We start from the raw sequence: 26,138 nt of genomic DNA, 5'->3' as shown, positions 1-26,138 counted from the left end.
CCAGGGGCGCGGACGCACTCGCCAGAGCCGGCAGCGCCGCGACGCACGCCCACACGAGCCCCACGTACAGCAGCATCGCCAGCAGCAGCGAGCCCACTGTCGCCATGGGCACCGTGCGCTCGGACGCGCGCACCTGTCCCGCGATGACCGGGACGATTTCGAAGCCCTGGTAGGCGAACATCACCGTCAGGCCCGCCTTCAGCCAGGACGCTCCCGTGGCGGGCAGCGGTGGCGGCACATCCCTGTCAGGCAGGAAGACGAACGCACCCAGCAGCACCGCCAGCGGCACGAGCTTCAGCACCGTGAGCGCCGTCCAGGTCCGTGCCGATACTCGAATGCCCGACGCCACCAGCGCCGCCAGGCCTGTCACCAGCGCGGAGGCCAGCAGCCGCTCGCCCATGGGCCCGCCCAGGCCCACCGATGGCGCCACCGCTCGCGCCAGGCCCGCCATCACCGCGGACGTGCTCAGGAAGGCGCTGACGTAGGCCACCCAGCCGACGAGGAACGACACGCGTTCGCCGAACGCCGCCCTCGCGAACACCACGGGCCCGCCATCCGAGTCGAACCGCCGGCCGAGCACCGCGAACGCGAACGCCACGGGCACCAGCGCCAGCCCCGTCAGCGCGAAGGCCCACACCGCGCCCAGACCGGGCGCCTGCGCAGCGACCTCCGCGGGTGCGAAGAAGATGCCGACGCCCACGATGCCGTTGACGCCCAGGGCCAGCAGTTGGAAGGGCCCGATGGTGCGCTCGGGCGCGACGCCGGAGGGAAGGGTGGACACGGCGTGGACTTCACTACACCCGCGCCCCGCGCACCATCGCCGTGCTCACGGATGGGCGAGCAGCACGCTCAGCGCCGCCATGCGCCCGGTCGCGGACTCCCGCTCCAGGGACTTTGGGATGGAGACGAACACGTCGTTCTCCCGCTGATCGCCGCAGGCGCGCGTGCCCCGGTAGTGCTTGCGGTCCCGCTCGATGATGAGGTTGTAGCCGCACGGCCCCACCGACCCCATCAGCGCGTCCGGGCTGAGCGTCAGCGACGAGGGCTCGCCCGCGAAGGTGCCCATCATCTCCACCACGTCCGGACGCTCGGCCACGGTGAGGTCCACGGGTTTCTCTCCCACCGTGCCCTCGATGCGCCGCTCCGACAGCTTCAGGTCCACGGGGCGCTGGAAGGCCTGGCCCTTCAGCGCGTTGTCCGACAACTGGAGCTTCAGGTCCGGACCCTGGAGGCCCTGCGCGTCGACGTTCGCACGCACGGTCGTCCGGGGCGTCCGCAGCTCCACGGTGTCGTTCTTCTTCGCCACGGCGGATCCGCCCGCGAGCAGGGCGGCAACGGTGAGGATGCGAGCGATTCTCATGCTCCAAAGCTGGGGCGTCGGGCCGCGCGTCACCAGGGCCATGCCCCGGCTGCTCGGCGGGCCGCACGTTCGTGATATCCGTGCCGCGTGTCCCGCACGCGCCTGCTGGCCCTCCTCGTCGCACTCGTCGCCATCGTGGTCGCCGTCTGGCAGCGCTCCCGAGCAGTCGAACGGCTGGGCCAGGACTTCGACGAGGCGGTCTACCTGCCCATCGCCTTCACCTACGCCGGGATGCTGGATGAGGGCCGCTGGGGCGACATCGGCGCGCTCCGGGAGAACTTCGAACACCCGCCGCTGGTGAAGCTGCTCTTCGCCGAAGCCGTGCGCGTGACGGACGCTCCGGAGCCGGACTGGCGGGACGTCCCCATGGGCCGGCCCATCCCGGACGCAGCTCGCCCCGCGTTCAACGTGACGCGAGGCCTGTCCGCGGTGGCCGGGGTGCTCCAGGTGGGGATCGTCGCCCTCGTGGACCCGTTGGGCGCGCTCCTGCTCGCGTGGGACCCGTACCACACGAAGTACACGTCCCAGGCGTACCTGGAGGCGGTGCCGGGGCTGCTCGCGGTGCTCGCGCTGCTCGCGTTCGAACGCGCCCGGCGAAGGGGCTTCGCGCCGGGATGGACGGCGGTGTCCGGCGCGCTGCTGGGGCTCGCCGCGGCGGGGAAGTATCCGTATGGCCTGGTGGGCGGGCTCACGTTCCTGCCGTTCCTGATATCGGGCGCGCGCACGCGGTGGCGCCCGTGGGCCGCCATCGTCGTGTCCACGGCGGCGGTGTTCATCCTGGTGAACCCTGCCCTGTGGGCGTCTCCGTTCGCGTCGCTGTGGGAGTCCATCACCTTCCACTGGAACTACTCCCACAACGAGCACGTGCGCCGCGCTGGGCTGCCCTGGTACCAGCCGCTCGTGTTCCTCACGGACACGTGGCTGTCGGGCTCCGACCCGGGCATCTACCTCACGCACTTCAACGCACGGGCGCTGTTGCCGCTGGCGGTGCTGGGCCTGCCCCGGACGTGGCGCGAGCGGCCCGTGTGGGCGGTGGCCGCCGTCGTGGGCCTGGTGTTCCTGCTGCTGTGGAACACCAAGTGGCCGCAGTACCTGCTGCTCGTCATCCCCGCGCTATGCGTCTGCGCGGGCCGGGGCGTGCGGACCGTGGCCAGCCTTGCCGTGTGGCTGTTCCGCAAGGTGCAGGGCTCGCGCGTCAGCGCAGGTGCGTGAAGACGCACGGGTCGGCGGGCAGGTCCATGTCGCAGGTGGGCATCAGGCACGTCACCTTCGCGCGGCGGGGCAGCGGCACCCAGCCCGAGCGCAACAACAGACACGCGGAAGTGCCGGGTCCGCGCAACATGCCCGCGAATGCCACGCCCCGGCGCTCCATGTCCTGCATGGCCACCTGGAGCAGCCGCTGCCGGTCCTCGGTGGACACGGAGGCGTGGAAGGCCATCAGGTCCACCACCTCCGCGGTGAGCTCTCCCACGCCCGTCATCAACAGGCTGTGCGAGCTCACCAGCCCGCGCACCTCGCCGTCCTGCTCCAGCACGAAGGTCCGGGGCACGTCGCGGTACTGGAGCTGGGCCGCCAGCTGCTCGGTCGTGTACGTGTATCCCAGCGTCACCGGGCGCAGCATGTCGTGGACCAGCGCCGTGCAGCGGTTCAGGTCCGCTGGCTGGTAGGGGCGAATGTCCTGACGGTCCGCCTCCCGGAAGCGGTGCCGCAGGAAGGGATGCGCCAGCGTGAACAGCCTCCGCTCGTTGTCCGTGAAGGACCAGCGGGCGAGCGCTCGCGCATCAAAGGCATACATCCACATCCCCAGGCCCCCGAAGAGGCGCGTGTTCCACGTGCGCCGCCAGAAGCCGGGCGGACGGGGCTCCGTGGTCGTGAAGCCCAGGGTGAGCCGCGCCGCCCGGTCCTGGTGCCGCCGGAGCAGTTCGTGCGCGAGCTTCGCGCCAATGCCCTGTCCTCGATGGGAGTTCGTGACGGTGGCCCGCAGTCCATAGCTGCCGTCCACTTCCACGCGTCCCAGGCGCAGCCTCGCGGGCTCCGCGAAGAGGGTGCCCACCAACGTCTTCCCCTCGTACGCCGCCAGCAGGTAGTCGCGTGGCGCCTGGCCGCCGCGGAACAGCCGCCAGTCGCAGAAGCGCGAGTCCCAGACGGGGAGCGGGGCTGTCTTGCCGTAGGTGGATTGCCAGACGCGGTTGAGGAACCAGGACGCCTCGGAGGCGTCACCTTCGAAGGTGCGCACCTCAATCATGGCCTGCCCTCCAGGACGGGATGCCAGAGCGCCCGAGGGTGGCGTGTCGCACGCATGCGCCATGAGCTTGCTTTCATGGCATGGAAGGTAGGGAGGGGGGCCGGGCTGGAAATCGGCCGCCGAGCCCGGCTCCTCCCTGGCTGTCATTGCCCCGTCAATGCGAGGCCTTCCTCGTGCGGTGGTCCACAGGCACCGCGCTGACAGGGCGGGGGAGTGTGCGGGGCTCGCCGTCCCGCGCGCGTCAGGGAGGGGTGAGCGCGAAGTCCGCGTACACCGCGCCGTGGTCGGAGCCGCCGTAGCCGCCGGTGGGCCCGCGGGCCACTCGGAAGGAGCCCGGCACATAGACGCCGCCCCCGTTGGGCGCGAGGTAGAGGTGGTCGATGGCCTGGCCCCTGCCGGAATAGAAATACGTCCAGGTCTCGTTGTCCGGCCGGTCCTTCGCGACGCGCAGCAGGGCCTGGTCCAGGGCGTTGATGGGCTCCGAGCCGGGGATGTCGTTGAGGTCTCCGCCGAGCACGATCATCGCGTCAGGGAACTCCCTCGCCGATGCGAGGAGGATCTCCCGCGCGGCATTGGCCTCCGCCATGCGGCGGCCCGGATCATCGTCCACCTTGGAGCGGAAGTGCGCCGCGAAGACGATGACCCGCGTCCCGTCCACGTCCACGTGGACCTCGAGCAGGTCGCGCGAGAAGCGGGTGGCGGAACCATCTGGCCTGTAGATGTATTGGCTCCGGTGGCTGCGCACTTCCGTGATGGCGTGGCGCGAGAGGACCGCCACGTCCACGGAGGCCTTGGTGTAGGTCTCCCCGAGGTGCGAGTGGGGGAACTGCGGGACCTTCTTCAGCAGCCCATCCAGCGAGTTCTGCGTTTCGACCTCTTCCAGCATCACGATGTCCGCGTTGAGCGCGGTGATGGCCGGGCCGAGCTGGCCCACCTGTGCCTCGAACTCCTCCGGCGTGGGCAGCTCCTCGTAGTTGGTGCCGCCGCAGGCGCCCGTGTCGCAGAGGGTGTCGAAGAGGCGATGCACGTTGAACGCCGCGATGCGCACGCGGGTGCCGGACGGATCCACCGGCGTTCCGCTGTCGGGCTGCGGGCAGTTGCCCTGGACGCAGGCTCCCGCGTCCGGAACCGGCAGGTTTTGGGAAGAGGAGCCGTCACAGCCCGCGAAGGCGAGCACCAGGCCCCACAGGGCCAGGGTCGAGCGGGGACGGAAGCGGAAGGGGAGCCGCGGCGGGGGTGACATCGGGGCGGCAACCTAACATCGGGCCTTCCCGGACGCCGCGCGGACCGGCCCGGAGTGTCCGTCGACGCGGCGCGGCTCGCGGCTTCGTCCAGGGCGCGGACTCCCGGTACCTGTGATGCGGACCCCGGGTGGGAATGGCCCGTCGCTCCGGGCCCGGGCCGTGCCGACCGGCCACGGGAGGGGCGGCGCCGTTCAGCGTGGCTCCGCGACCGCTCGCCCCCGAGGTCCCCAGCCGTGCCGCCGGGCGTGAGCATCCTGGCGTTGTTCCGGGTGCCGACGCGCCCGCGAGGTGCCGACGCCATGAACCCGTCCGTTCCCCTGTCTCCGCTTCCTCCTTCTCCCGCTCCCTCCGTCGCGGCCCCGGCCCGGCCGCTGCTGCCCTGGGTGCGCGCCCCTCGCCGGACGCTGGCGGCGTCGCTGACCGTGGGTGTGCTCGCGGAGGTCCTGCTCGAAAGGGCGCGCTGGGGCCTGGGCTTCCCGTTGCTGGTGGCGGCCCTGGTGGGCGCGCTCGCGTGGCTGGGCGGACGCGAAGGCTGGCAGCGCGCGCGGCCCAATGCGTGGCTGCTGGCGCCGCTGGGGCTGGTCAGCGTCTTCGTGGCGGTGCGGGACAGCTCCTGGCTCCTGCCGCTCAACGTGATGACCGCGGCCGTGCTCCTGATGATGCTGTCGCACTTCTGGGCCGCGGGTCGCGTGGAGCGGCTGGGGCTCACCGACTACATCGTCGTCTTCTTCGGCTCCGCCGCGCAGAGCCTGCTCTACCCGCCGGTGCTCGTCCGGGACAGCGTGGACATGCGGGGGCTCAAGACCCACTCGCGCCTCCTGGGGGCGCTGACGCGAGGCCTGCTGCTGGCGCTGCCGGTGCTGTTCGTGTTCGGGCTGCTGTTGGAGTCCGCGGACGGCATCTTCTCCTCCACCATGCAGCGGCTCCTGTCGTTCGACATGGACCTGGGCACGATGATGTCGCGTGGCCTCGGCGTGGCGTTCGGCGCGAGCGTCGCGGCGGGCGTGCTGGGGCATGCGCTGCGCCGCCGCGCCACGAAGGAGCTGGGGGACGCGGAGGTGACGTCCGCCACGCCGCGCCTGGGGCTCATCGAGGCGCTCACGCTCATCTTCGCCGTGAACGCGCTGTTCTTCGTCTTCGCGGCCTTCCAGGTGGCGTACCTGTTCGTCGGCGACGCGTCGTCCCCCGCTTCCGGCTACACCTTCGCGGAGTACGCGCGGCGCGGCTTCTTCGAGCTGGTGGTCGTCGCCTCGCTGACGCTGGCGCTGGTGATGGCCCTGACGCGCTGGACGCGGCGCGAGACGCGCGTGGCGCAGACCGTCTTCCGCGCGAGCACGTCGTTGATGGTGGTGCTGACGTTGATCATCCTCTCCTCGGCGATGCGGCGCCTGTCGCTGTACGAGGACGCGTTCGGCTACACGCTGCTGCGCGTGCACACGCACGTCTTCATGGTGGCGTTGGGCGCGGCGCTGGCCTGGCGCGCGGTGACGCTGTGGTGGAAGCCGGAGCGCTTCGCGGTGGGCGCGTTCGCCACGGCCCTGGGTTCGGTCCTCGTGCTCAACTTCCTCAACCCGGAGGCCTTCATCGTCCGCCACAACCTGGAGCGGTACGCGCGCACCGGTTCGTTGGACACCGAAATGTTCTACGACCTGTCCGCGGACGCCGTGCCGGGGCTGGTCCAGGTCGAAGCCACCATCGGGGTGGAGTACCAGGGGCGGCTGGCGACCGTCCTGAAGGAGCAGCAGGAGCGGTTGGAGCAGGGGGACTCCGTCCCGGAGTGGAATGTCTCCCGCTTCCTCGCCCGCCGTGCGCTGCTGCGGTCAGGAGCCTGGAGCGCGCCCGGTCCTGACGTGTCAAATTGACAAAAAATGCGCCCGTTGTCACAGTGTCCGCATGGTGACGACGATGACGGAAGACGAGACCGCCGCGCGCCGAGCGAAGATCCTGCTCGCCGCGCGGTGGTGTTTCCTCAACTTCGGCTTCGCGAAGACGTCGTTCGAGGACATCGCCAAGCGGGCGCACCTCTCGCGCACGCTCCTCTACCGGGTCTTCAAGGACAAGGAAGACATCTTCAAGGCTGTCTTCGTGGACTGGCTGGTTTCGCTGCATCCCGCGGCGATGCAGGCGGCGAAGGCACCGGACCGCACGCCGAATGAGCGCTTGCTCGACGTATGCCGCGTGATGGTGATCGAGCCCTGGGCGGAGATGGCCGGTACGCCGATGGGCGGCGAGTTCCTCGCGGCCTGCGAGCGGATCGATCCCGAGACCGATGCGCTCCATCGCAAGGTCGCGCTGCGGTGCGTGGCCTCCATCCTGGGCGATGAGGCGAGCGCCGAGGTCTTCCTCCTCGCGCTCGACGGTCTCCTCGCGGACGAGCCCAAGACGGCGGTGCTGGAGAAACGAACAGAGCTCCTCGCGGCGCGCTTCGCCCCTCCCGCGAAGGAGAAGGGGAGGCGGAAATGAAAGTCATCATCTTCGGTGCGACCGGAATGGTTGGCGCGGGCGCCCTGCGCGAAGCGCTCAGTGCGCCTGATGTCGAAGCCGTGCTGAGCATCGGGCGGCAGCCGTGTGGCGTCGAGCATCCGAAGCTGCGCGAGCTGTTGCTGAACGATCTCTTCGAGTTCGCCGCCATCGAGGACCAGCTCGTTGGCTACGACGCCTGCATCTGGGCGATTGGCATCAGCTCGATGGGACTCGACGAGGCGGCCTACGCCCGATTGACCGAGGAGCTGACGCTTGTCTGGGCGCGCGCGCTCCTCCGGCTCAACCCCGGACTCTCCTTTTGCTACTGCTCCGCGGGGGGCGCCGGCGGGCGCTCGATGTGGGCGCGCGTCCGGCAGCGCGTGGAGGGTGCGCTGAAGTCGATGCCGTTCCGGCATGCCGGCGCCGTCCGCCCTGCATTCATCCGGGCGGGGCCCGGGATCCGGAGCCGCACGCGGGCCTATCAGGTCGGAGTGGTCCTGATGAGGCCCCTCAACCCGGTCATTCCGTTCTTCATCCGGGTCTTCCCGTCCATGTTCACCACTTCCGAAATCCTCGGCCGCGCGATGCTCCGTGTCGTCGAGGGGAAGGCCGATCGCTTCATCCTCGAGTCGGCCGACATCAACAGGGTTGGCGCATGAGCGCGACGACTCGCTCGCTGCGAGTCGCGAGGCCTGGCGTCGTCGCGCTGGTGCTCCTCACGCTCGCGGGCGCCTGGTACTTCGACGTCTTCGCATGGCTCTCAGAGCCGAAGGCCCTGGCCCACACGCTCATCGAGATGGGGATATGGGGCTACCTCGCGTTCATCGTCGCGTACACGGTGCTCCAGCCGTTCGGGGTCCCTGGGACGATCTTCATCGTCGCGGCACCGTTGATCTGGCCGTGGCAGACCGCCTTCGCGCTTTCGATGATCGGGACGATGTCCGCGAGCGTGGTCGGTTTCTCGTTCGCGCGCTTCGTGGCGAAGGATTGGGTTTCGGCGCGCATTCCCGCGCGGTTCCGTAAGTACGACGACGCACTGGAGAAGCGCGCCTTCCAGACCGTCGTGGTGCTTCGATTGGTTCTCTGGATGCCGCAGGTGCTCCACGGGTTCCTTGGCGTCTCGAAGGTGGGGTTCTGGACCCACTTCTGGGGCTCGCTGGTGGGCTACGTGCCTCCGCTGCTCCTCGTGAGCTACCTCGGCAACGAGATGTTCGACGCGTCAGGGCGGATGCAACCCGGCGCGTGGCCCATCCTCGGAGGCCTGCTCGTCGCCTCGCTTCTCTTCGCCGCGCTTGCCCGGGCCTGCGAGCGAGGACACCGCCTACGGAAAGCCTGAAGCACTTCCCATCCTGGTGAACAACGCTGGCGCGACCTTGAAGGCGCCGGTGAAGGGCCGAGCGAGCAACCCTGCTCCGATGCCGTGGCCGGCCTGGGAACAGCCTCTCTCGGCGGGAACGGTAGGTCGCCCCTTCCGCATTCGGGAGCACTCTCACCACATGGTGTGAGCCGGTGAATCCGTGCGGCATCCTGGCTAGATTGCCGCGCCATGAGCGAAGTCGCCGGACGCCGTGTTTCAGCCCTGCCTCCCATTCCCGCGGTCCTCATCGCCGTGGTGAGCGTGCAGGGGGGCGCCGCGCTCGCGAAGGGGCTCTTCCCGGTGCTGGGCGCGGTGGGGGCCGCGGGCCTGCGGCTGGTGCTGGCGTCGGTGATGTTGCTGGCCTACTTCCGCCCGCCGCTGTTGCGTTACACGCGGGCGCAGTGGGCGGCCGTCGTTCCGTATGGCGTGGCGCTGGGCGTGATGAACCTCACGTACTACCTGGCCATCGCGCGCATCCCGCTGGGGCTCGCGGTGACGCTGGAGTTCGTGGGGCCCTTCGTGCTCGCGGTGGTGGGTTCGCGCAAGGCGTTGGACTTCGTGTGGGTGCTCTTCGCGGCGACGGGCATCGTATTGATTACGCCGTGGACGGCGACCCCCGGCGGGTTGGATCCGCTGGGCGTGGTGCTGGCGCTGACGGCGGGGGCGTGCTGGGCGCTCTACATCCTGGCGGGAGGAAGGCTGTCGCGCCGAGTGCCGGAAGGGCAGGGCGTGGCGGCGGGCATGGTGGTGGCCATGCTGACGGTGCTGCCCTTCATGCTGAGCGAGGGACACCTGGAGCGGATGACGCCGGGGCTCTTCGCCGCGGGCGTGGGCGTGGCGCTGTTGTCCAGCGCGCTGCCGTACACGCTGGAGATGATGGCGCTGGGCCAGCTCTCCAGCCGCACCTTTGGCATCCTGATGAGCCTGGAGCCCGGGGTGGCCACGGTGGTGGGGTGGCTGTTCCTGCGCGAGCAGCTCACGCCCCTGCAATGGATGGCGGTCGGGCTGGTGAGCGTTGCATCCGCGGGAGCGACGCTGACGGCGAAGCGGCCTCCTCCGCCCGTGGAGGCGTGAGGTGGTAGGGTTTCGTGGATGCGATGTCTCTCCGCGATGAAGGTGCGCCTCTCCTGGATGCTCGGCATGGCCAGCGTCCTGTTCGCTTCCCCGGCATGGGCCCGGGGGAATGATGACGGCCCGGGGCCGGTCTTCTTCCTGGGGGCCGTCGTCGTGGTGCTGGGGCTCATCGCGGGATTCGTGCTGCTCTTCCTCAACGTCACCGGCCGTCAGCGCAGGTATTCCCCCATCCTGGGGCTCCTCGCGGGCCTGGGGACGGTGGTGCTGGGGATGGGCTTGAGCGAGCCGCTCCTCAGCGGCGAAAACGATGGCGTCATGGAGGTTGCTCTCTGGTGCCTCGTCCTCGGCGGTGTCTGCGAAATCATCGCGGCTGGATGGTTGCTGCTGCGCCGTGACCAGGGCTCAGCGCCGAAGAACCCTTGATATGGACGCGAATACATCCAAGGAGACTGGCGGCCTGGCCGCCCTGAAGGGTTACGACTATCAGGAAGTGGCGACGGTCTGGCTCGCGCTTCATCTCATCTTTGAGCGCCAGGTGCCGTATGTCGTCATCGAACCCGCGCCACATGCGGACCTTGAAGCCGTCCCTGTCGAGGACGCTTCCTCCAATATTCGCTTCGATTCAGCGCGCATCCTGTTTCAAATCAAGTATCGAGGGAGCGCCTGGACGGGAAAGGCCGCTTTCCGGAAGATCGTCGAGGCGCCCCCTCCCTCAGATACAGCTCCCGCGCGCAAGAGGTCCCCTGTTCCGGTGGAGCAGCTCGCCGCGGATCCCTCGCTGCGTTACGTGCTGATCACCAACGGCCAGTTCGCTTCAGACTCAAGGGATTTTGTCGTTCCCCGTCTGGAGAGCCTCCCGAGGAAGGTTCCGAAGGCAATACTCGACGTCCCCGAAGGCGCCTCCACCGAGGAGATTGCATCCCGCATTGGCATCATGGAGTTGCTGACGCACGGAGAACTCGCGACGCGCATTCGTCGATTGTTCGAGAGCCCAGACGTCGCGCTGTTTGTCCCGGCGACACGTTTCGATGAAGCCTTGATGCTGTTGAAGCAAGACGTGCATGCAAAGCTCATCGGGGATGGTCCATTACAATGGACGCGAGACGACATCCTTGAGCGACTGCGCCGTCTGGGAGGCTCACCCACGCGAACCGCGGACATGGATGACTTCGTGCCTCCTCAAGGCTACGACCAGTTCGAGGAGCGGCTGGCGAAGGGAAACGGGTTGCTTCTGAAAGGGCCTCCAGGCGCAGGGAAGACCCTGGTCGGGGACATGCTCGCATTCAAGCTGCGGATGGCCTCGCCTCCTTTCGAGGTGGTCTACGCGGATTCGCCAGGAGAAATCCTGCAACGCCTTGGCCAGGGTGGCCCATTCCTGTTCCGCGTGGATGATCCCTGGGGACAGGATGCGCGAACTCCGGAGAAGGGCTGGGCCACGCAGTTGCCAACCCTGTTCCGACGAGTCTCCGGGACTGCCCATAAGATTCTTGTCGCCACCCGCATGGGCCTGCTGGGAGACGTCTATGGTGGGCGCGTCCCGCCCGAAGTAGAGAGGGCGAGCGCGACGCTCGACTACGAGAGCTACGACACGGCGGCCCGGCAGCGAATCCTGGCCCGAAAGTCGCGAGCCCTTCAGTCAGTGGGTCGGCGACAGTTTGTCCGGAAGCATCGTGAAGAGATCCTCGAGACATTGAAGGTCCCCCTTTCCATTGATCGCTTTGTCTCTGCCGTGATCGCAGCGCCGCGACACCCCGAGTTGGACCTTGAGAAGCTCCTGCATGACGCCGAAGTGGGCGAGTTGTCCGGAACGCTCGAGCGCGAGGTTCGAGGGTTGGGCTGGGCTCAGGGCCCGGCCATGTTCCTATGGACACAGCTCTGCGTGAGCGCGGCCTGTGACTTCGGGAACGTGCGAATGCGCGCGCAACGTCTGCAGCGCCAACCCCAGAAGCCGTTTCCCATCCAGAGGCTCGTGGATTGGCTGGTTGAGGCTGGATGGTTGCGGCGGAATGACATGCGCCTGAGTGCCCACCCCACGACGGTGACGGGGCTGGGACGGTTCCTGGACAGCCTTCCGGATGAGGCCGACCACCTCATGGGGGAGTTGCTGGAACAACTGTGTGGCAAGGAAGAGGTCCACGCGGCTTATGAGATCGCAGACCGTCTTCCCGATGCGAGACGTGCCTCCCTTCCCGACGAGGTCTCCACCCGCATCCAGCAACATCTTATCGATGAAGTGCTGCGAACCCCGTTCGGAAACTTCGTGGAGGTGTTGCACGCGACGCGCCGATGGGCGCCAGAAGGCGGGCCGATCGCGCTCTTGCTCGATGCCCTCCTGCACCCTCCCAGGCCAGCGGATGCGGGCTGGTGGGAACTCAGATGGGTCCCTCCAGACTGGCAACCCTCGACCTATGAGCTCATCCAGGCGTCTTCCGACACGCGGCGGATCCTGGAGCGTTACATCCACTTCTGGCCCTGGACGGTAGGCCTCGCGCTGCACGAGAGCGGGTTCGAGGAGTGGACTTCGCGTTTCGGATGGGACCTGAGTCAGGTGTATTCGCAGAGCCTCCATGATTCCCTTGAGGCTGGCGGCCATGCCGTCGGTGAACTGGTCCAGGGCGCGCTGAGTGGACCGGCGCCTGACTATGAGGCGCTTCTAGACAGGATCCTGATGGCATTGGAAAAGCCACCGGAGGGAGACGCGCCTGGCGAATTGTATCGAAAGGCCAATCAGGGGGTACTGGATGCTGCGTACGCCGACTATCTCTTGATTGGAGATGGCACTGCCCATGAGGCCGCCTACACCGCGCTGGATGGCTGGGTGGTGGCTCGGCGGCGGCGAGAAGGCCATGCGTGGATTCTCACCCATCCCCGGAGAAGTCGCCTGTACGGGCGATGGGCGGATGCCATGCGCGAGGGAAATCCTCCGCCAGGGGTGGCGGAAGTCGAAGCATTCCTCGATGTTGGAGAGGAGGTGTCCTCCGACGACGCCTGGCGCATCATCGCGGAGCATCAGTTCGCAATCTTTGCCCCTCGCATGGTGGATGCTCTCGGCACCGTCCCGCAGAAGGGGATCGGGAGTTGTCTCGGCGCATTGTCGGGTCTCATTCCGGCGCCGGAGCTTGGGGCTGCTCTTCGCGAACGGAGCCTGGGGTGGTCCGAGGAGCGCAGGGCGTTCGTCGTCATGGCTGCCGAGGAGCTTGCGTCCTGGTCCAACGATAAAATGAAGCCCTATCGTGAGGAGCTGAGCGCGGCCATGGGTGTCCCTCTGGCCACACTCGTGAAGCAGTGCGTGCGCACGGCCTCGGACAAAAAGGGGCTTCACGCGGTGCCGCGGCTTTCGTCTGAAGACTGCGCGCGACTGCGTCAATGGGCACAGCGCCCTGAAGGAAAGCTCGGACAGGCCAGTCTGCTGACCCTGGCGGTGTCAGGAGAGTCCGTGGTCACGGAAGCAGCGCAGGCCTTGGCCAGCGGTGACCCCAGGGTTCGCATAAAAGCCGTCCGGGCGCTTGCAAAGGATTCTTCGTCCGATGCACGCGGCCTCCTTCTCCGGACCTTGTCCGACGTCGAGGCCAGGGTTCGGGAGGCTGTCGTTCGTGCCTTCCCCTCAAGTGCCTCGCCGGAAGAGCAGCAAGCCCTTCTCCGTCATGCTCACGATGAGAGCTCCTTCGTCCGGAAGGCCTTCGTCGGGGTGATGGCCCGAGAGCATTGGGACTTGGGGCGCAACGCCCTTGTCGAATTGCTTCGGGATTCTCACGACAACGGTCCCGGGGTGGAGGAGCACGTCGAACATGGGATTGCTCGGGCCGCCGCCAAAGCCCTTGCGGAATGGAAGCCCCATCCTCCAGCAGTCATCGACGAACTCTTGCGCTTCGTGGCGGACGGGTTGGATGCCAACACGGATCCAGAGGTCCACAAGACCGTATTGGCGACGCTCATGAAGCTCGACGACCCGCGGGTCGCCGCCACGATTTCATCCGCCATTCACGGCGTCACCGGGCTGACGCGCTCATCCGCCACGCGCCTCTGCTTGTTGCTCGTGCAAGCGCTCAGCATTCACTTGCCTCGATACCCGCAAAACCGCGAGGTCGTCGCGATTGTCCCCCTCGCGCGGGAGGCCATGGGCGCCGAATCTTATTCCACGGGATGCGCCATATTGGTGCTCGGGATGGTGGGCGCGCACGCCGAAACGGCTCGGATCCTGGAATCCTGCGAGCCGCGTTGGGAGCGGGCTGTGCTCGCATTGCTGGGGGCCGCATTGACGGCTGCTGCTCCATCCGACGCGGCCGAGCAGGTGCTACGCCAGCACGAAGGGATCGAACACTTCCTCGCCTGGTCTCGAAGCGGAGAGCAGGCTGCGGCCGAGGTCTGGGCCCGTCGATGGAGCGCTCATGCCAGTCTCCATGCCTGGTTCGCCGAACTCTGGGAAGTGGGGGGCGGTTGGGCCAATGCCATCCTTTGGGGTGGGCAGCTCCGTCATGGACAGGCGTTCGTGGCCAGTATCGAGGCCCACCCTCGTTTGAGGGCCGAGCCCGAATCCTGATGCATGGGCGCGGCTCAGGACTCATGGACGACGGATCGGGTCTCCCGGCATCAGGGAAGCGAATCCTGCGCCGCGAGCAGCCGCCCCACGTCCTCCGCCGTGTTGTAGTGGAGCAACGACGCGCGCACAGCGCCGTCCGGCATGAGCCCCAGCGCCTGGGCCGCCATCGTCGCGTAGTAGTGCCCCGCCGCGACGCCCACGCCCTGTTCCGGCAGGTGCTCGGCCACGGCGCGCGGCGACAGGCCGGTCACGTTGAAGCAGAAGGTGGCCACGCGCCCGGCGGACGTCTTCGGCCCGTAGAGCTGCACGCGCGGATGACGGGACAACTGCTCCAGCGCGGCCTCCAGCAGCGGCTGTTCCAGTTGCGCGATACGCTGGAAGGCTCGCGTCAATCCCTCACGTCCCGGCTGGCCACCGCCCAGCACGTCACGCAGGTAGCGCAGCGAGCCCAACCATCCAGCCCAGCCTTCGTGGTTCGCCGTGCCCGGCTCGAACTTCTGCGGACCGTCATCCGGCATGAACCACAGCTTGTCCGCCGGAAGCCCCGCGAGCAGCTCGCGCCGCACGAACAGACAACCCAGGTGCGGACCGAAGACCTTGTACGGAGAGAACACCGCGAAGTCCGCGCCCCACGCACGCACGTCCGGCAGGTGATGCGGGCTGGAGTGCACCGCGTCCACGAACAGCCACGCACCCACGCCGTGCGCCACCTCCGCCGCCGCGGCCAGGTCCGGCGTCGCGCCCACGGAGTTCGCCGCCGCTGACAGCGCCACCAGCCGCGTGCGCGGCGTGACGAGCTTGCGCAACTCGGAGGCCTCCAGCCGTCCCTCCGGCCAGCTCGCGCGCCAGGTTGTCACCTTCACGCCCTGCGCCTCCAGCGCGCGCCACGGGGCCGCGTTGGATTCGTGCTCCAGCTCGGAGATGACCACCTCGTCTCCCGCCTGGAAGAGGCGTGAGACGGCACGGCCCACCTGGAAGGTGAGCGCGGTGGCGCTGGGCCCGAGCATCACCTCGTCGGGCCGGCAGTTCAGGAACTCCGCCGTCTCCTCGCGCGCCCGGGCCTTGAGCGCGGTGGCCACGCGGGAGGCGGGGTAGGGCTGGCCCACGTTGCAGCTTCCACCCGAGAGGAATTGATGGATGGCGTCGATACAGTGCGTGGGCACCTGCGCCCCCGCCGCGTTGTCCAGGTAGCTGAAGCCGGACCGCAGGGCGGGGAAGTGCTCGGCGAAGGGGGAGGGCATGGGACGCGAAGCATAGCCCTCCGACCTTCAGGCGGAACTACGGCGTGCCGAAGTCCTGCGTCCAGTACGCGCGGTACGTGCTGGACGGCGCGTTGTAGTAGCCGATGCCCGACTGCTTCAGCGCCCCGTTCATGATGTTGTTGCAGTGCCCGGTGCTGGCCATCCAGCCGTCCACCACCGCCTGCGCGGTGCCGTAGCCCGCGGCGATGTTCTCCGCCGCCGTCCGGTAGCTGTAGCCCGCGGACCCCATGCGCTGCCACGGCGTGGAGCCGTTGGAGCCCGTGTGGCTGAAGAAGTTGTTCGTGCCCATGTCCTTGGAGTGCTTGCGCGCCGCACAGCGAAGCTTGTCATTGGTCGTGAGCGCCCCCACCGCGGGCTTCACCACGCCGCCACAGGTGGCGCCCGCGGCGCGGCGCTGGTTGATGAGCGTGAGCACGTCCGTCTCGAACGTCACCCAGGCCGGGTCCCACGTCGTCACGTCGTCGCAATACGCGGCGCTCGCGCTCAGCCCGTTGCCGGCGACCTCCGTCTGGACCGGCGGCACCACGACACCTTCGCCCTGCGGCGTGGGCGCCTCCTCGCCTCCACAGCCGCCCAGCAGGACAGTGGCGCTCAGCAACGTCAGACACAGCGAACGGGACGAGGGCTTCATGGACAGACCTTTCACCGGCGGGGACCGGTCAGGGGAGGGGGGGGGCATCGAGATGCATTCTTGTCGGCTATTCCTGGTTTTGGCCATGGACCCTCCGTGCATTGTGATCAACGCGTGAAAGGACAGGGTTGTGTCAGCGGTGTTGGTGACGGAAAGTTCCTGCATCGTGAAGACGCCTTCCGCTGCGCCTGCCATTCGTTCCGTGGTGCTGGACACCAATGTGGTGCTGGACGTGTTCATCTTTGATGACGTCTTCACGCGGCCGTTGGCGCAGGCGCTGCGTTCGGGCGCGCTGACGGCGTGGGCGGACCGGCACACGCTGAAGGAGCTGGCGCTGGTGCTCGCCTATCCCTCGTTCAAGCTGACGGCGGATGCGCAGCGGACGGTGCGCGACGCGTACGGCGCGCTCGTGCGCGTGGCGGACGGTGAGGGTTCACCGGTGGAACTGCCGCCGTGCCGGGACCGGGATGATCAGAAGTTCCTGGAACTGACGGCACGCTCGGGGGCTTCATGGCTGGTGAGCAAGGACCAGCGCGTGCTGTCCATGGGCGGTGGACGGCGGCTGCCCTTCGACGTGCTCTCGCCTCGCCGTGCCTCGCAGGTGCTCGAGGCGGAAGGCTTCGTACGGAGCGCTTGAAGCAGGCAGGCAGGAGTGCGCACGCGCAGTCAAAATCGCGCTCCGCGCTTGGTGACCCGGGCATCTCGGGTCATCCTCCGGCCCGGTGCGTTCCTCACTCCTGATCCTCCTGTTCTGCGCCGGCTGCGCCGCGCGTGTCGTCACCCCCGTCCCGGCGCCCGCTCCGGCCCCGGTCCAGGCCTCGCCCGCGACGCCGCCCGTGGAGACGCCGGCCGCGACGCCGCCCGCGCAGGCTCCGGCCGCGGCCGAGCCCCAGGCCCCCCCCACCGTGAGCGCGTCCGGTGCCCCCGTCGCGATGCCTTCCCCGGCGGAGGTCGCCGCCGTCGTCACCGACGCCGCCATGCGGGAGAACCCCTGCCCCGTGGACGCGGAGGACGAGGACGACGAGGCCACCGCGGCCACGGATGACGAAGGCGTGAGCGAGGAAGGCGAGATGCAGGCGCCGCTCGCGCCCGCCGCGCCCGCGGGGCCGCTGTACACCGCCGACCTGTCCGAGGAGGCGCTCACCGAGGCGTGGAAGAAGGACCCGGCCATGCTGGGCTCCATGTCCATCGGCTTCGTGGAGAGCGGCCGGCAGATCAACAGCGTGCGCGTGCCGGATGACAAGGATTGGCTCGTGGTGTCTCCGGACATTGCCTACGGCACTCAGGAGACGGTGGACTACGTCGCCGCCGCCATCCGCGCCGTGCGCGCGCAGTACCCGAACGTGCCCACGCTGCGCGTCAACCGCCTGTCCACCAAGGACGGCGGCTACCTGCGCCCGCACAAGAGCCACCAGAACGGTCGCGACGTCGACCTGGGCTTCTACTACCCGACCGCGGAGCCGGTGCGTGAGCGCGAGCGGGAGCGCTACATCGACGTGGCCATGAACTGGGCGCTGGTGCGCTCGCTGGTGGTGAACACCGACGTGCAGATGATCCTCGTGGACAAGCGCGTGATGAAGGTCCTGTACGACTACGCGCTGTCCATTGGCGAGGACAAGGTGTGGCTGGATTCGCTGTTCAACGCGGGCTTCAACTCGCTCATCAAGCACGCGCGCCGGCATCGCGACCACTTCCACGTGCGCTTCTTCAACGGACGCGCGCAGGAGCTGGGCCGCCGGGTGGCGCCGCTGCTGGCGCTCCAGCCGGACCAGAACCTCATGATGTACAAGGTGCGCAACGGGGACACGCTGGGCGGCATTGCGATGCGTCACAACTCCAGCGTGGTGGCCATCAAGAAGGCCAACCGGATGCGCAACACGTTCCTGAGCATTGGCCGGCGGCTGGTGATTCCGCTGAAGGGCCCGTGCACGCACTGCCCCATCCCCCCGCCGGTGCAGCTGCCTCCGCGCCGGATGCCTCCCCAGGCGGAGGCCCCCGCTTTGGTGAACACGGAGCCCGCGGCTTCGGGCAAGCTGCCCAACCCGTGCACTCCCGCCGCGCCGGCACCGACGCCGGTGGCCGTTCCCACGGGTGTTCCCTCCGGTCTGTCGACCGGGCGCTGAAAGGCTTCTGCTTCCATGGCAACTCCGCACATCTCCGCGTCTCCCGGTGACTTCGCTGAAGTGATCCTCATGCCGGGCGACCCCCTTCGGGCGCGCTACATCTCCGAGCGCTTCCTGGAGAACGCGCGCTCCGTCACGTCGGTGCGCAACATGCTGGGCTTCACCGGCACCTTCCGGGGCAAGCGGCTGTCGGTGATGGGGCACGGCATGGGCGTGCCCTCCATCTCCATCTACGCGACGGAGCTGGTGAAGAACTACGGCGCGAAGGTGCTCATCCGCGTGGGCAGCTGCGGCGCGCTGCGCACGGACGTGAAGCTGCGCGACGTCATCGTGGCGATGGGCGCGGGCACGGACTCCAACGTGAACCGCATGCGCGTGATGGGGCACGACTTCCCGGCGGTGGCGGACTTCACGCTGGCCCGGCGCGCGGTGGAGGCGGCGGAGAAGCGCAACAAGCCGGTGCGCGTGGGCAACGTCTTCACGTCCGACCTCTTCTACCACCCGCAGGAAGCGCTCAACGCGACGCTGGAGAAGATGGGCATCCTGGCGGTGGAGATGGAGATCGCCGGCCTGTACGGCGTGGCCGCGGAGTTCGGCGCGCGGGCGCTGTCCCTGCTCACCGTGTCGGACCACATCCGCACCGGCGAGCACCTGTCGCCGGAGGACCGTCAGACGACGTTCGACGAGATGATCGAACTGGCGTTGGACGTGGCCGCCTCCGAGGCGTGAGGACCTGAGCGCATGGCCTTGCCTCCCCGCAGGGGCCCGGGTTCCCCGCTGGCGCGCAAGGCCGCGCAGCGCACGCCGGGCCACCACTACAACGCGAGCTTCCTGAACTCGGCGGACCGCACGGAGATATTGGCGTGGCTGGGGACGCTGCATCCGCTGTGGGAGGAGCGCTTTTCGAAGCACTTCCCGCCGCCGGAAGGCCAGCAGCAGCGGCGGTTGCTCAGGCCGGTGTACTGGCTGGGCAACTGGCAGTTCGCGTGCCTGGACTACTACCGGCCCCCGAAGGGCGTGCAGAACCGCTGCGTGAAAGCGGAGCCGTTCCCGGCGGTGCTGGAGCGGCAGATTGAAAAGGTGGAGGCGCTGGCGCGGCGGATGTTCCGGGGCCCGGACATGCCGCAGGGCTGGCACCTCAACACGTGCCTGGTGAACTTCTACGGCAACCGGTTGGAGGACGGGCGCTGGGTGGACACCGCGCGCGTGGGCGAGCACAAGGACTTCGAGCCCGGCCCGGTGGCGTCGCTGTCGTTGGGCGAGCGCGCGCTCATCCAGTTCGTCACGTCCACGCGGCCCGGCGAGCGGGACGCGGTGGTGCTGGAGCAGTGGCTGGATGACGGAGCGCTGCAGCTCTTTGGCGGGGCGCAGTGGAAGGAGCAGACGTTCCACCGGGTGCAGCGGGTGGACACGCGCGCGGGGCACGTGATGCCGCCGGAGCTGCCGGACTTCCGCACGCGGCGCATCAACCTGACGTTCCGCTACGTGCCGGACGCGCACGTGACGCCGTTCGCGGCGCTGAGCCCGGAGGCCCGCGAGGACGTGCGCCCGTACATGGAGACGCTCGCGAAGGGCAGCCGGTTCTTCCGTGAGGAACTGGCGCGCGAACAGCCGCCGACAAAGGCGGAGTAGGGCGCGGCACCCTCCGGCCGGCGCGGTTCAAAACCTGTCCGACAGTCGGGCAGGTTTCCGCGGTGCGCTGGCGGCGGGGCCGACCTCGCGTCCTCCAAACTTGTCCGACAGTCGGCCAGGTTTCCGCGGTCCGGCTGGCGCCGGAACTCTCGACCACGGCGGGTGACGCGGCTGGCCTCTCGGTCGTCCAAACCTGTCCGACAGTCGGACAGGTTTTCACGGTGCGCTGGCGGCGGGGAGGCCTGGTAGGGCGCTCCCCTGACCGAAGGCTAGGAGGAGCCTGTCTCGGGGTTCGAGGACGAGGCCGCGGGCGGACGGCCCACGTAGCTCACCTGGGGCGCGGAACCCCGGGACGAACGTCCCGCGCCGCGCTCCGGGCCCTGACGGGGCATCCGAGGACCGTTGTTGGGCAGGTTGCCACGCGCCTCGCGGGGACCCGAGCCCGGGCCCCGGCCAGTCTGGCGCGGCTCGCCGTTCTGCTGCGGGTCGCCGCCCTGGAAGGAACCGTTGTTGCGCGGAGGCCGTCCGTTCATGCGCGACTGCGCTCCCGGACCCTCCTGGCGCGGCTCGCCGTTCTGCTGCGGACGACCATTCGCGCGCCACTCGTTGCGCGGCGGCCGGCCGTTGCCGTTCGGCTGTTGCGCCTGACCGTTCACCGCAGCCTCGCCGCCGTGCGGCTGGCCGTTCACAGCAGCCTCGCCGCTATCCGGCTGACCGTTCTGGCGCGACGGACCCTTCAGGCCCGACTCACCGCCACGAGACCTGCCATTCATGCGCGGAGGCCGGCCGTTCTGCTGCGACGCCTGACCGTTCTCGCCAATCGGCTGGCCGTTCATGCGCGGCTGCCGGCCGTTCTGCTGCGGTGCCTGGCCGTTCTCACCAGCTGGCTGCCCATTCATGCGCGGCGGTCGGCCGTTCTGCTGCGGTGCCTGGCCGTTCTCACCAACTGGCTGCCCGTTCATGCGCGGCGGCCGGCTGTTCTGCTGTGGCGCCTGACCGTTCTCACCAACTGGCTGCCCGTTCATGCGCGGCGGCCGGCTGTTCTGCTGTGGCGCCTGACCGTTCTCACCAGCTGGCTGCCCGTTCATGCGCGGCTGTCGGCCGTTCTCGCCGGACGACTGCTTGTTCATGCGCGGCGGCCGGCTGTTCTGCTGTGGCGCCTGGCCGTTCTCGCCAGACGGCTGCCCGTTCATGCGCGGGGGCCGGCTGTTCTGCTGTGGCGCCTGACCGTTCTCGCCAGCTGGCTGCCCGTTCATGCGCGGCGGCCGGCTGTTCTGTTGCGGTGCCTGACCGTTCTCGGCAGACGGCTGGCCATTCATGCGCGGGGGCCGGCTGTTCTGCTGCGACGCCTGAGCGTTCTCGCCAGACGGCTGGCCGTTCATGCGCGCCTCGCCGTTGGGCGAGCGCGGCGGACGTCCATCGCGGCGCGGCTCGTTGCGCGGATTGCCGTTGCGCGGCCCTCCCTGCTGCGGCCGGCCGTTCACGCGCGCATCGCCCTGCGCCGCCGGAGCATTCGCAGCCTGCGCCACCGGGGCATTCGCGCCCTGCGCCGGAGCGCCGTTGCGCGGCCCTCCCTGCTGCTGACGCCCGTTGTTGCCGTTGGGCCGGTTGTTGCCACCGCCCTGCGCCGGACGCGCTCCCGCGTTCTGCTGCGGCCCACCGTTCCCGGGCCTCGGCGCATTGCCGGTACGCGGCGGCGGCTTGCCACCAAACCCACCGCGCCGACGCCCATCGCGCGGGCTCGCCGTGACGACGGGACGCCCACGCTCGCCGCCACCCTGGCGCAGCACCAGCGCCTCCAGCGCGCGCAGCTCCGCCTCTTCCTCGCTGAGCCCTTCCTCCACGGCCGCCACGGGCGCCGGAGGGACCTCGTTGCGCCGGGCCTCCTCCTGCTGGAGGAACCGCTCCTGCCGGGAGGACTGACGGCCCGCGCCTCCCTGCCGGCGCGGCGCCTCGCGGAACGCGCCCGACGGCACGTACTCCGGCGTCAGTTCGCGCCGCACATACGCGTTCCAGATTTCGCCCGTGTCACCCGCGCGACCCCCCAGCCGGGACGAAAAGCCCGCCAGGAACTCCCGCACGTTGTCCAGGTCGCGGCGGAAGTAGAACTCCGCCTGGCTGTTGCGCGCCGCCGCCACCGTCTGCGGAAAGTCGATGATGGTCGGGCCGGACCCGCTCATCAGGATGTTGTAGGGCGACAGGTCCCCATGAATGAGGTCCGCGCACAGGGTGCGAACCACCTGGGCGCGCAGGTCCAGGTAGAGGGCCTCGGCCTCCTCGGGCGTCTGGGGCGGAGCCTCCACCAGCCGGGGCGCGGGCTGTCCTTCCGCGTCCCGCACCAGCTCCATGAGGAGGATGCCCTCGTAGAACAGCACCGGCGTGGGCACGCGCACGCCTTGTGCGTGCAGCTTGTAGAGCGAGTCCGCTTCCGCGTTCTTCCACGCCTCTTCCGCGGCGGCCTGCCCGAAGCGGCTGCCCTTCTCCATGGCGCGGCGCGTGCGCGAGTTGCGCACCTCGCGGCCTTCCTTGTAGCCGGAGTTGTTGCGGAAGTTGCGCTCGTGGCGCTCCTTGTACAGCTTCGCTGCGACAACCTGGCCGGCGTGCTGGACGAGCCACACCTCCGCCTCCTTCCCCGTCTTCAGCTGGCCGATGACGGCGTCGATGATGCCGTCGGCGAGGAGGGTTTCGAGGGAGTCATTCATTCTTAAGCAAAAGGCCGGAACGGCACGGGGCGGGGAGCAACAGTCGATGCGCACACCGGCGGCCCCTGCTCGCCATGATGCACGTTGGAGATGAGAACACCGGGCAGGCCCTGGTTTCCATCGCCGTTACGCTGAACGTCATCCAGAAAGCCCACGTACCGCTTGCTAGCAGCTTGGGAAGCAGGGGGCCAGGGGTGCCCCCGTGCCTGTAGCCTGTTCTCCGCCCACCCCTGCCCAGGGACCGGATTGACGGCCGCCCGGCGTCAAACCGTTTTCACGAAAGGAGCATTCCGCCCATGAAGGTCCTGCTCGCGTGGGGTGTCCTGTTGGCCTCGCTGTGCGCCCACGCGGAAGACCGGGTCGCGGCGGCCCGCAAGCGCCAGACGGCCGGTCTCGTCCAGACGTTCAAGGAGGCGGGGCTGTCCTGGCCGCCGGAGGAGCTCTACCTGCGGGCCTTCAAGGTCGAGCGCGAGCTGGAGGTCTGGGCGGGCAAGCCGGGCCAGCCGCTGGTGAAGGTGCGCACCTTCCCCGTCTGCGCGGCCTCCGGCGACGTGGGTCCCAAGCGGGCCCAGGGCGACCTGCAGGTCCCGGAGGGCTTCTATACGGTGGACCTCTTCAACCCGAAGAGCGCGTACCACCTGTCCATGCGGGTGAGCTACCCGAACGCGCTGGACCGCAAGCTGGGCGCCGCGAAGCCCGGGGGCGACATCTACATCCACGGCGACTGCGTGAGCATCGGCTGCCTGGCCATCGAGGACGGCCCCATCGAGGAGCTGTACGTCATGGTGTCCGAGGCCCGCGCGAGCATGCGCCGCGACGTGCCGGTGCACGTGTTCCCACGGCGGCTGGACGCGGCGGGGCTCGCGGCGCTGGAGGCCCTGTCCGGTGTCACCGACGCGCGGAAGGCCTTCTGGCGCGGCCTGGAGCCGGGCTACCGCCTCTTCGAGGAGTCCCGGCGTCCACCGAAAGTGAAGGTGGATGACTCCGCGTCCGCCTACGTGGTGTCGCCGGCTCCGCGCGCCCGGGCGCGCTGAGGAGTTGGTAGAACCCTGGGCATGGGAGGGCCGTGCCGCCGGGGCCGGCCTCAGGGGGAGTGCACGCACATGAAGTCATCTGTCCCGCTTCAGGGGGCTGGAACCGCCGGGGGCGCACGCGCGCTCGTCTCCCTCACGACGACGGAGCTGGCGGCCGCCCTGCGCGAGCGTCACGTCACCGCGGTGGAGGTGCTGGACGCCTTCCTCGCCCGCGCGCGAGCACACAACCCCGCGCTCAATGCCGTCGTGACGTGGGACGAGGCGCAGGCCCGGAAGCGGGCGGAAGAGGCGGACGCGGCGCTTGCCCGGGGCGAGCTGTGGGGCCCGCTGCACGGCGTGCCCTTCACGGTGAAGGACGCGTTCAGCACCGGGGGCCTGCGCACGACGTCCGCCCACCCGGCCCTCGCGGAGTACGTGCCCGCGCATGACGCGACCGTGGTGGCCCGGCTCAAGGCGGCGGGGGCCATCCTCTTCGGCAAGACGAACCTGCCGCCGTTCGCGGGGGACTTCCAGACGGACGGGCCGCTCTGGGGCCGGACGAACAACCCGCATGACCTGGGGCACACGCCGGGCGGCTCCAGTGGTGGCGCGGCGGCGGCGGTGGCGGCGGGGCTCACGCCGTTCGAGGTGGGCAGCGACATTGGCGGCTCCATCCGGCAGCCGGCGGCCTACTGCGGCGTCGTGGGCATCAAGCCCACGGAGCACCGCGTCTCCACCTTCGGCCACATCCCGGACCCGCCGGACGGGCCGCGCCACGTGCGCCACATGGCGTGCGCGGGGCCGCTGGCGCGCTCGGTGGCGGACGTGCGGCTCATCCTGTCCGTCATCGAGGGCGCGGATCCGCGCGCCCCGGAGGTGCCGCCCGTCGCGCCGGTGGGCGCCGCGAAGCCCCGGGCGCTGAAGGGCTTGCGGCTGGCGTGGGCGGACACGCTGGGGCCGTTCCAGGCCGACCGCGAGACGCGTGAGCTGTTCCAGCGCTTCACCGCCGCCGCCCGCGCGGAGGGCGTCGTGGTGGAGCAGGCCGTGCCTCCGGGGCAGGACTTCACGGACCTGGTGGAGGTGTGGGGGCTGACGGAGGGCGCCGAGGTGGGCGCGCCCCTGCCTCCGCCCGTGCGCGAGGGCTATCAGCAGCAGTTCCTCCCCTTCGAGCGGGACCTGCTGGCGAAGGCCATCGTGCAGGGCACGCGCGTGGACATGACGGGCTACGGCACGGCGCTCAGCCGGCGGGACGTGCACATCGGCCTGTTGGAGGACTTCCTGTCCGGCTGGGACGCGTGGCTCGTGCCGGTGGCGATGACGGCCGCGCCGCCGCACATGCCGTTCGGGGCGCCGTTGGACGTGGACGGCGTGCCTCGCGACTACCTGGAGGCCTTTGGCGGGTTCACCTGCCTGTTCAACGCGACGGGGAGCCCTGTCGTGGTCTTCCCGCTGGGGCTCACGTCGGCGGGCCTGCCGGTGGGGGCGCAGCTGGTGGGGCGGCGGTGGACGGACGGGGCGCTGCTCGACGTGGCGGAGGCGCTCCTGCCCCTGGGCGGGGGCGTGCGGTGGCCCGCGGCGTTCACGCCCTGAGTCAGTAGACGCGCAGCAGGCGCGAGCGGCATTCGAAGTGCGGGTTGCGCACGTCGATGACGTAGACCTCGCCGGTGGTCTCATCGAAGTTGCCGGCGAGCAGTCCCGCGGCGGTCAGTGCGGCGAGGTAGATGTTGTCCGCGCCCTTCTTCATCTCGCTGACCTTGCGCACGTAGACGACGCGGCCCTCCACGGCCCAGACGCTGCGGATGCCGTCCGTGTGCACGCCCATCGCGTCCGGGGGCGGCGCGGCGGACTTCCCCAGCGCGGGCGGGACGGCCTGGAGCACGTAGTCGTCGTAGGCGCGGTTGCCGCTGCGGCTGATGAGCTTCACCTCGCGCAGGAGGCCGTCCGGGCCCTGGAGCAGCTCCAGCGTGACGGTGAGCTTCGTGGTGCTGACGCCGTGGGCGAAGTCCTGGAGCTCCTCGCCCGCCTGGGAGAGGCCGCGCAGGCGGTTGTAGCCGGGCTCGTCGCGGGCGCGCTTCGCGAGGAGCTCGCCCGGCTTGGGGGGCTTGCGAGGCCCGGGCATGCTCCCGGGGGAGCCGGTGGCGCCGAACTGCCGGGCCTTCTCCGCGTAGGAGTACATCAGCTGCTTGGGGAAGCTGGGCATGTCGAAGAGGGGCGGGGCGTCCATCTGCTTCTCCAACTGGGCGCGCAGCTGGCCGAAGTAGGGATGGATGCGGCCGGTGTCCACGCGGTCTCGCGCGCGGCGTTCGTCGACGATGCCCTGCACGCGCTCCGACACTCGCGCATGTTCCTCGGCGGCGAGGGATTCGGCGGACAGGCTCGGGTCGCCGGGGCGCAGCGTGCGGCCTCCGCCCCGGGAGTTCTCCGGCGTCGTGATGATGACCCCCTTGCTCGAGCCGGGGGAGGGGAGCAGGTTCGGGGGAAGGGCACCCGGG

At 69.4% G+C, this 26,138-nt stretch carries 22 protein-coding genes; 14 read left to right on the top strand and 8 right to left on the bottom strand.

What is annotated here, in order from left to right; translation table 11 throughout:
- Together D7Y15_RS30720 and D7Y15_RS30715 are read right to left on the bottom strand one after the other, a co-directional pair.
- Positions 1-742, bottom strand: a 742-nt coding sequence (locus D7Y15_RS30720; protein WP_121754796.1) for an APC family permease, incomplete at its 3' end; no start/stop codon positions are given.
- An 84-nt stretch (positions 743-826) separates the two neighbouring features.
- On the bottom strand, positions 827-1,360 hold the full coding sequence (locus D7Y15_RS30715) for a hypothetical protein (protein ID WP_126935615.1): 534 nt from the start codon (positions 1,358-1,360) through the stop codon (positions 827-829).
- Positions 1,361-1,447: 87 nt separating this feature from the next.
- On the opposite strand from D7Y15_RS30715, the gene D7Y15_RS30710 reads away from it, so the two are divergent.
- Entirely contained in the window at positions 1,448-2,572 is a 1,125-nt protein-coding gene (locus D7Y15_RS30710) for a hypothetical protein (protein WP_121754792.1), read from the top strand.
- On the opposite strand, the gene D7Y15_RS30705 is transcribed toward D7Y15_RS30710, so the two are convergent.
- Both D7Y15_RS30705 and D7Y15_RS30700 read right to left on the bottom strand, forming a co-directional pair.
- Positions 2,556-3,605, bottom strand: a complete 1,050-nt coding sequence (locus tag D7Y15_RS30705; RefSeq protein WP_120580883.1) for a GNAT family N-acetyltransferase — start codon at positions 3,603-3,605, stop codon at positions 2,556-2,558. The two genes, D7Y15_RS30710 and D7Y15_RS30705, sit on opposite strands and share 17 nt — an antisense overlap.
- A 241-nt stretch (positions 3,606-3,846) precedes the next feature.
- A complete protein-coding gene (locus D7Y15_RS30700; RefSeq protein ID WP_120580882.1) occupies positions 3,847-4,848 on the bottom strand; it encodes an endonuclease/exonuclease/phosphatase family protein in 1,002 nt (333 codons plus the stop codon).
- A 300-nt stretch (positions 4,849-5,148) separates the two neighbouring features.
- Between D7Y15_RS30700 and D7Y15_RS30695 the strand changes: the two genes are divergently transcribed.
- The 7 genes from D7Y15_RS30695 to D7Y15_RS30665 all read left to right on the top strand — a co-directional run bounded on the left by D7Y15_RS30695 (position 5,149) and on the right by D7Y15_RS30665 (position 14,283).
- The gene (locus D7Y15_RS30695) at positions 5,149-6,711 is read left to right on the top strand and encodes a DUF4153 domain-containing protein (protein ID WP_148712907.1); all 1,563 of its coding nucleotides are present in this window, start codon (positions 5,149-5,151) and stop codon (positions 6,709-6,711) included.
- Between the two features lie 31 nt (positions 6,712-6,742).
- Positions 6,743-7,312: a TetR/AcrR family transcriptional regulator gene (locus tag D7Y15_RS30690; RefSeq protein ID WP_172814906.1), complete on the top strand. Its 570-nt coding sequence runs from the start codon at positions 6,743-6,745 to the stop codon at positions 7,310-7,312.
- Entirely contained in the window at positions 7,309-7,971 is a 663-nt protein-coding gene (locus D7Y15_RS30685) for a hypothetical protein (RefSeq protein ID WP_121754790.1), read from the top strand. Before D7Y15_RS30690 ends, D7Y15_RS30685 begins: the two co-directional genes overlap by 4 nt.
- On the top strand, positions 7,968-8,648 hold the full coding sequence (locus tag D7Y15_RS30680; RefSeq protein WP_121754789.1) for a TVP38/TMEM64 family protein: 681 nt from the start codon (positions 7,968-7,970) through the stop codon (positions 8,646-8,648). The genes D7Y15_RS30685 and D7Y15_RS30680 overlap by 4 nt, the downstream gene beginning before the upstream one ends.
- 210 nt (positions 8,649-8,858) lie before the next feature.
- Positions 8,859-9,743 (top strand): DMT family transporter, encoded by an 885-nt coding sequence (locus tag D7Y15_RS30675; protein WP_121754788.1) that lies wholly within the window; start codon positions 8,859-8,861, stop codon positions 9,741-9,743.
- 18 nt (positions 9,744-9,761) lie between these two features.
- Positions 9,762-10,166 carry a hypothetical protein gene (locus D7Y15_RS30670; protein WP_121754787.1) on the top strand — a complete coding sequence of 135 codons (405 nt, stop codon included), beginning with the start codon at positions 9,762-9,764 and terminating at the stop codon, positions 10,164-10,166.
- Between the two features lies 1 nt (position 10,167).
- The gene (locus D7Y15_RS30665; protein ID WP_158629143.1) at positions 10,168-14,283 is read left to right on the top strand and encodes a HEAT repeat domain-containing protein; all 4,116 of its coding nucleotides are present in this window, start codon (positions 10,168-10,170) and stop codon (positions 14,281-14,283) included.
- A 50-nt stretch (positions 14,284-14,333) separates the two neighbouring features.
- On the opposite strand, the gene D7Y15_RS30660 is transcribed toward D7Y15_RS30665, so the two are convergent.
- Both D7Y15_RS30660 and D7Y15_RS30655 read right to left on the bottom strand, forming a co-directional pair.
- Positions 14,334-15,524: a cysteine desulfurase-like protein gene (locus D7Y15_RS30660; protein ID WP_121754785.1), complete on the bottom strand. Its 1,191-nt coding sequence runs from the start codon at positions 15,522-15,524 to the stop codon at positions 14,334-14,336.
- A gap of 37 nt (positions 15,525-15,561) precedes the next feature.
- Positions 15,562-16,176 carry a CAP domain-containing protein gene (locus tag D7Y15_RS30655; protein ID WP_121754784.1) on the bottom strand — a complete coding sequence of 205 codons (615 nt, stop codon included), beginning with the start codon at positions 16,174-16,176 and terminating at the stop codon, positions 15,562-15,564.
- A 166-nt stretch (positions 16,177-16,342) separates the two neighbouring features.
- Here D7Y15_RS30655 and D7Y15_RS30650 point away from each other — a divergent pair, with 166 nt between their 5' ends.
- The 4 genes from D7Y15_RS30650 to D7Y15_RS30635 all read left to right on the top strand — a co-directional run bounded on the left by D7Y15_RS30650 (position 16,343) and on the right by D7Y15_RS30635 (position 19,931).
- The gene (locus D7Y15_RS30650; protein WP_121754794.1) at positions 16,343-16,813 is read left to right on the top strand and encodes a putative toxin-antitoxin system toxin component, PIN family; all 471 of its coding nucleotides are present in this window, start codon (positions 16,343-16,345) and stop codon (positions 16,811-16,813) included.
- Between the two features lie 85 nt (positions 16,814-16,898).
- A complete protein-coding gene (locus tag D7Y15_RS30645) occupies positions 16,899-18,299 on the top strand; it encodes a LysM peptidoglycan-binding domain-containing protein (RefSeq protein ID WP_121754783.1) in 1,401 nt (466 codons plus the stop codon).
- Between the two features lie 15 nt (positions 18,300-18,314).
- Positions 18,315-19,028: a purine-nucleoside phosphorylase gene (deoD, locus tag D7Y15_RS30640; RefSeq protein WP_121754782.1), complete on the top strand. Its 714-nt coding sequence runs from the start codon at positions 18,315-18,317 to the stop codon at positions 19,026-19,028.
- A 12-nt stretch (positions 19,029-19,040) separates the two neighbouring features.
- The gene (locus D7Y15_RS30635) at positions 19,041-19,931 is read left to right on the top strand and encodes an alpha-ketoglutarate-dependent dioxygenase AlkB (protein ID WP_120581544.1); all 891 of its coding nucleotides are present in this window, start codon (positions 19,041-19,043) and stop codon (positions 19,929-19,931) included.
- Between the two features lie 269 nt (positions 19,932-20,200).
- Here D7Y15_RS30635 and D7Y15_RS30630 read toward each other — a convergent pair whose 3' ends face one another.
- Positions 20,201-22,633: an RIO1 family regulatory kinase/ATPase gene (locus D7Y15_RS30630; protein WP_121754781.1), complete on the bottom strand. Its 2,433-nt coding sequence runs from the start codon at positions 22,631-22,633 to the stop codon at positions 20,201-20,203.
- A 296-nt stretch (positions 22,634-22,929) separates the two neighbouring features.
- On the opposite strand from D7Y15_RS30630, the gene D7Y15_RS30625 reads away from it, so the two are divergent.
- Positions 22,930-23,667 carry a murein L,D-transpeptidase family protein gene (locus D7Y15_RS30625; RefSeq protein WP_121754780.1) on the top strand — a complete coding sequence of 246 codons (738 nt, stop codon included), beginning with the start codon at positions 22,930-22,932 and terminating at the stop codon, positions 23,665-23,667.
- A gap of 69 nt (positions 23,668-23,736) precedes the next feature.
- Positions 23,737-25,236 (top strand): amidase, encoded by a 1,500-nt coding sequence (locus D7Y15_RS30620; RefSeq protein ID WP_158629142.1) that lies wholly within the window; start codon positions 23,737-23,739, stop codon positions 25,234-25,236.
- 1 nt (position 25,237) lies between these two features.
- Here D7Y15_RS30620 and D7Y15_RS30615 read toward each other — a convergent pair.
- Positions 25,238-26,138 (bottom strand): TonB C-terminal domain-containing protein (locus D7Y15_RS30615; RefSeq protein ID WP_233605141.1); only part of this gene is annotated, 901 nt, incomplete at its 5' end.

It is taken from the genome of Corallococcus sp. AB030 (assembly GCF_003668965.1).
Lineage (GTDB): Bacteria > Myxococcota > Myxococcia > Myxococcales > Myxococcaceae > Corallococcus > Corallococcus exiguus.
This window is presented reverse-complemented; position numbering and strand designations above follow the sequence as displayed.

What these genes read in the sequence shown, in the direction of transcription:
- D7Y15_RS30690 (WP_172814906.1), top strand. Translation starts at nt 6,743, where the DNA reads ATGGTGACGACGATGACGGAAGACGAGACCGCCGCGCGCCGAGCGAAG.
- D7Y15_RS30685 (WP_121754790.1), top strand. Translation starts at nt 7,309, where the DNA reads ATGAAAGTCATCATCTTCGGTGCGACCGGAATGGTTGGCGCGGGCGCC.
- D7Y15_RS30675 (WP_121754788.1), top strand. Translation starts at nt 8,859, where the DNA reads ATGAGCGAAGTCGCCGGACGCCGTGTTTCAGCCCTGCCTCCCATTCCC.
- D7Y15_RS30630 (WP_121754781.1), bottom strand. Translation starts at nt 22,633, where the DNA reads ATGAATGACTCCCTCGAAACCCTCCTCGCCGACGGCATCATCGACGCC.
- D7Y15_RS30625 (WP_121754780.1), top strand. Translation starts at nt 22,930, where the DNA reads ATGAAGGTCCTGCTCGCGTGGGGTGTCCTGTTGGCCTCGCTGTGCGCC.
- D7Y15_RS30680 (WP_121754789.1), top strand. Translation starts at nt 7,968, where the DNA reads ATGAGCGCGACGACTCGCTCGCTGCGAGTCGCGAGGCCTGGCGTCGTC.
- D7Y15_RS30670 (WP_121754787.1), top strand. Translation starts at nt 9,762, where the DNA reads ATGCGATGTCTCTCCGCGATGAAGGTGCGCCTCTCCTGGATGCTCGGC.
- D7Y15_RS30635 (WP_120581544.1), top strand. Translation starts at nt 19,041, where the DNA reads ATGGCCTTGCCTCCCCGCAGGGGCCCGGGTTCCCCGCTGGCGCGCAAG.
- D7Y15_RS30665 (WP_158629143.1), top strand. Translation starts at nt 10,168, where the DNA reads ATGGACGCGAATACATCCAAGGAGACTGGCGGCCTGGCCGCCCTGAAG.
- D7Y15_RS30655 (WP_121754784.1), bottom strand. Translation starts at nt 16,176, where the DNA reads ATGAAGCCCTCGTCCCGTTCGCTGTGTCTGACGTTGCTGAGCGCCACT.
- D7Y15_RS30700 (WP_120580882.1), bottom strand. Translation starts at nt 4,848, where the DNA reads ATGTCACCCCCGCCGCGGCTCCCCTTCCGCTTCCGTCCCCGCTCGACC.
- D7Y15_RS30660 (WP_121754785.1), bottom strand. Translation starts at nt 15,524, where the DNA reads ATGCCCTCCCCCTTCGCCGAGCACTTCCCCGCCCTGCGGTCCGGCTTC.
- D7Y15_RS30695 (WP_148712907.1), top strand. Translation starts at nt 5,149, where the DNA reads ATGAACCCGTCCGTTCCCCTGTCTCCGCTTCCTCCTTCTCCCGCTCCC.
- deoD (WP_121754782.1), top strand. Translation starts at nt 18,315, where the DNA reads ATGGCAACTCCGCACATCTCCGCGTCTCCCGGTGACTTCGCTGAAGTG.
- D7Y15_RS30715 (WP_126935615.1), bottom strand. Translation starts at nt 1,360, where the DNA reads ATGAGAATCGCTCGCATCCTCACCGTTGCCGCCCTGCTCGCGGGCGGA.
- D7Y15_RS30705 (WP_120580883.1), bottom strand. Translation starts at nt 3,605, where the DNA reads ATGATTGAGGTGCGCACCTTCGAAGGTGACGCCTCCGAGGCGTCCTGG.
- D7Y15_RS30620 (WP_158629142.1), top strand. Translation starts at nt 23,737, where the DNA reads ATGAAGTCATCTGTCCCGCTTCAGGGGGCTGGAACCGCCGGGGGCGCA.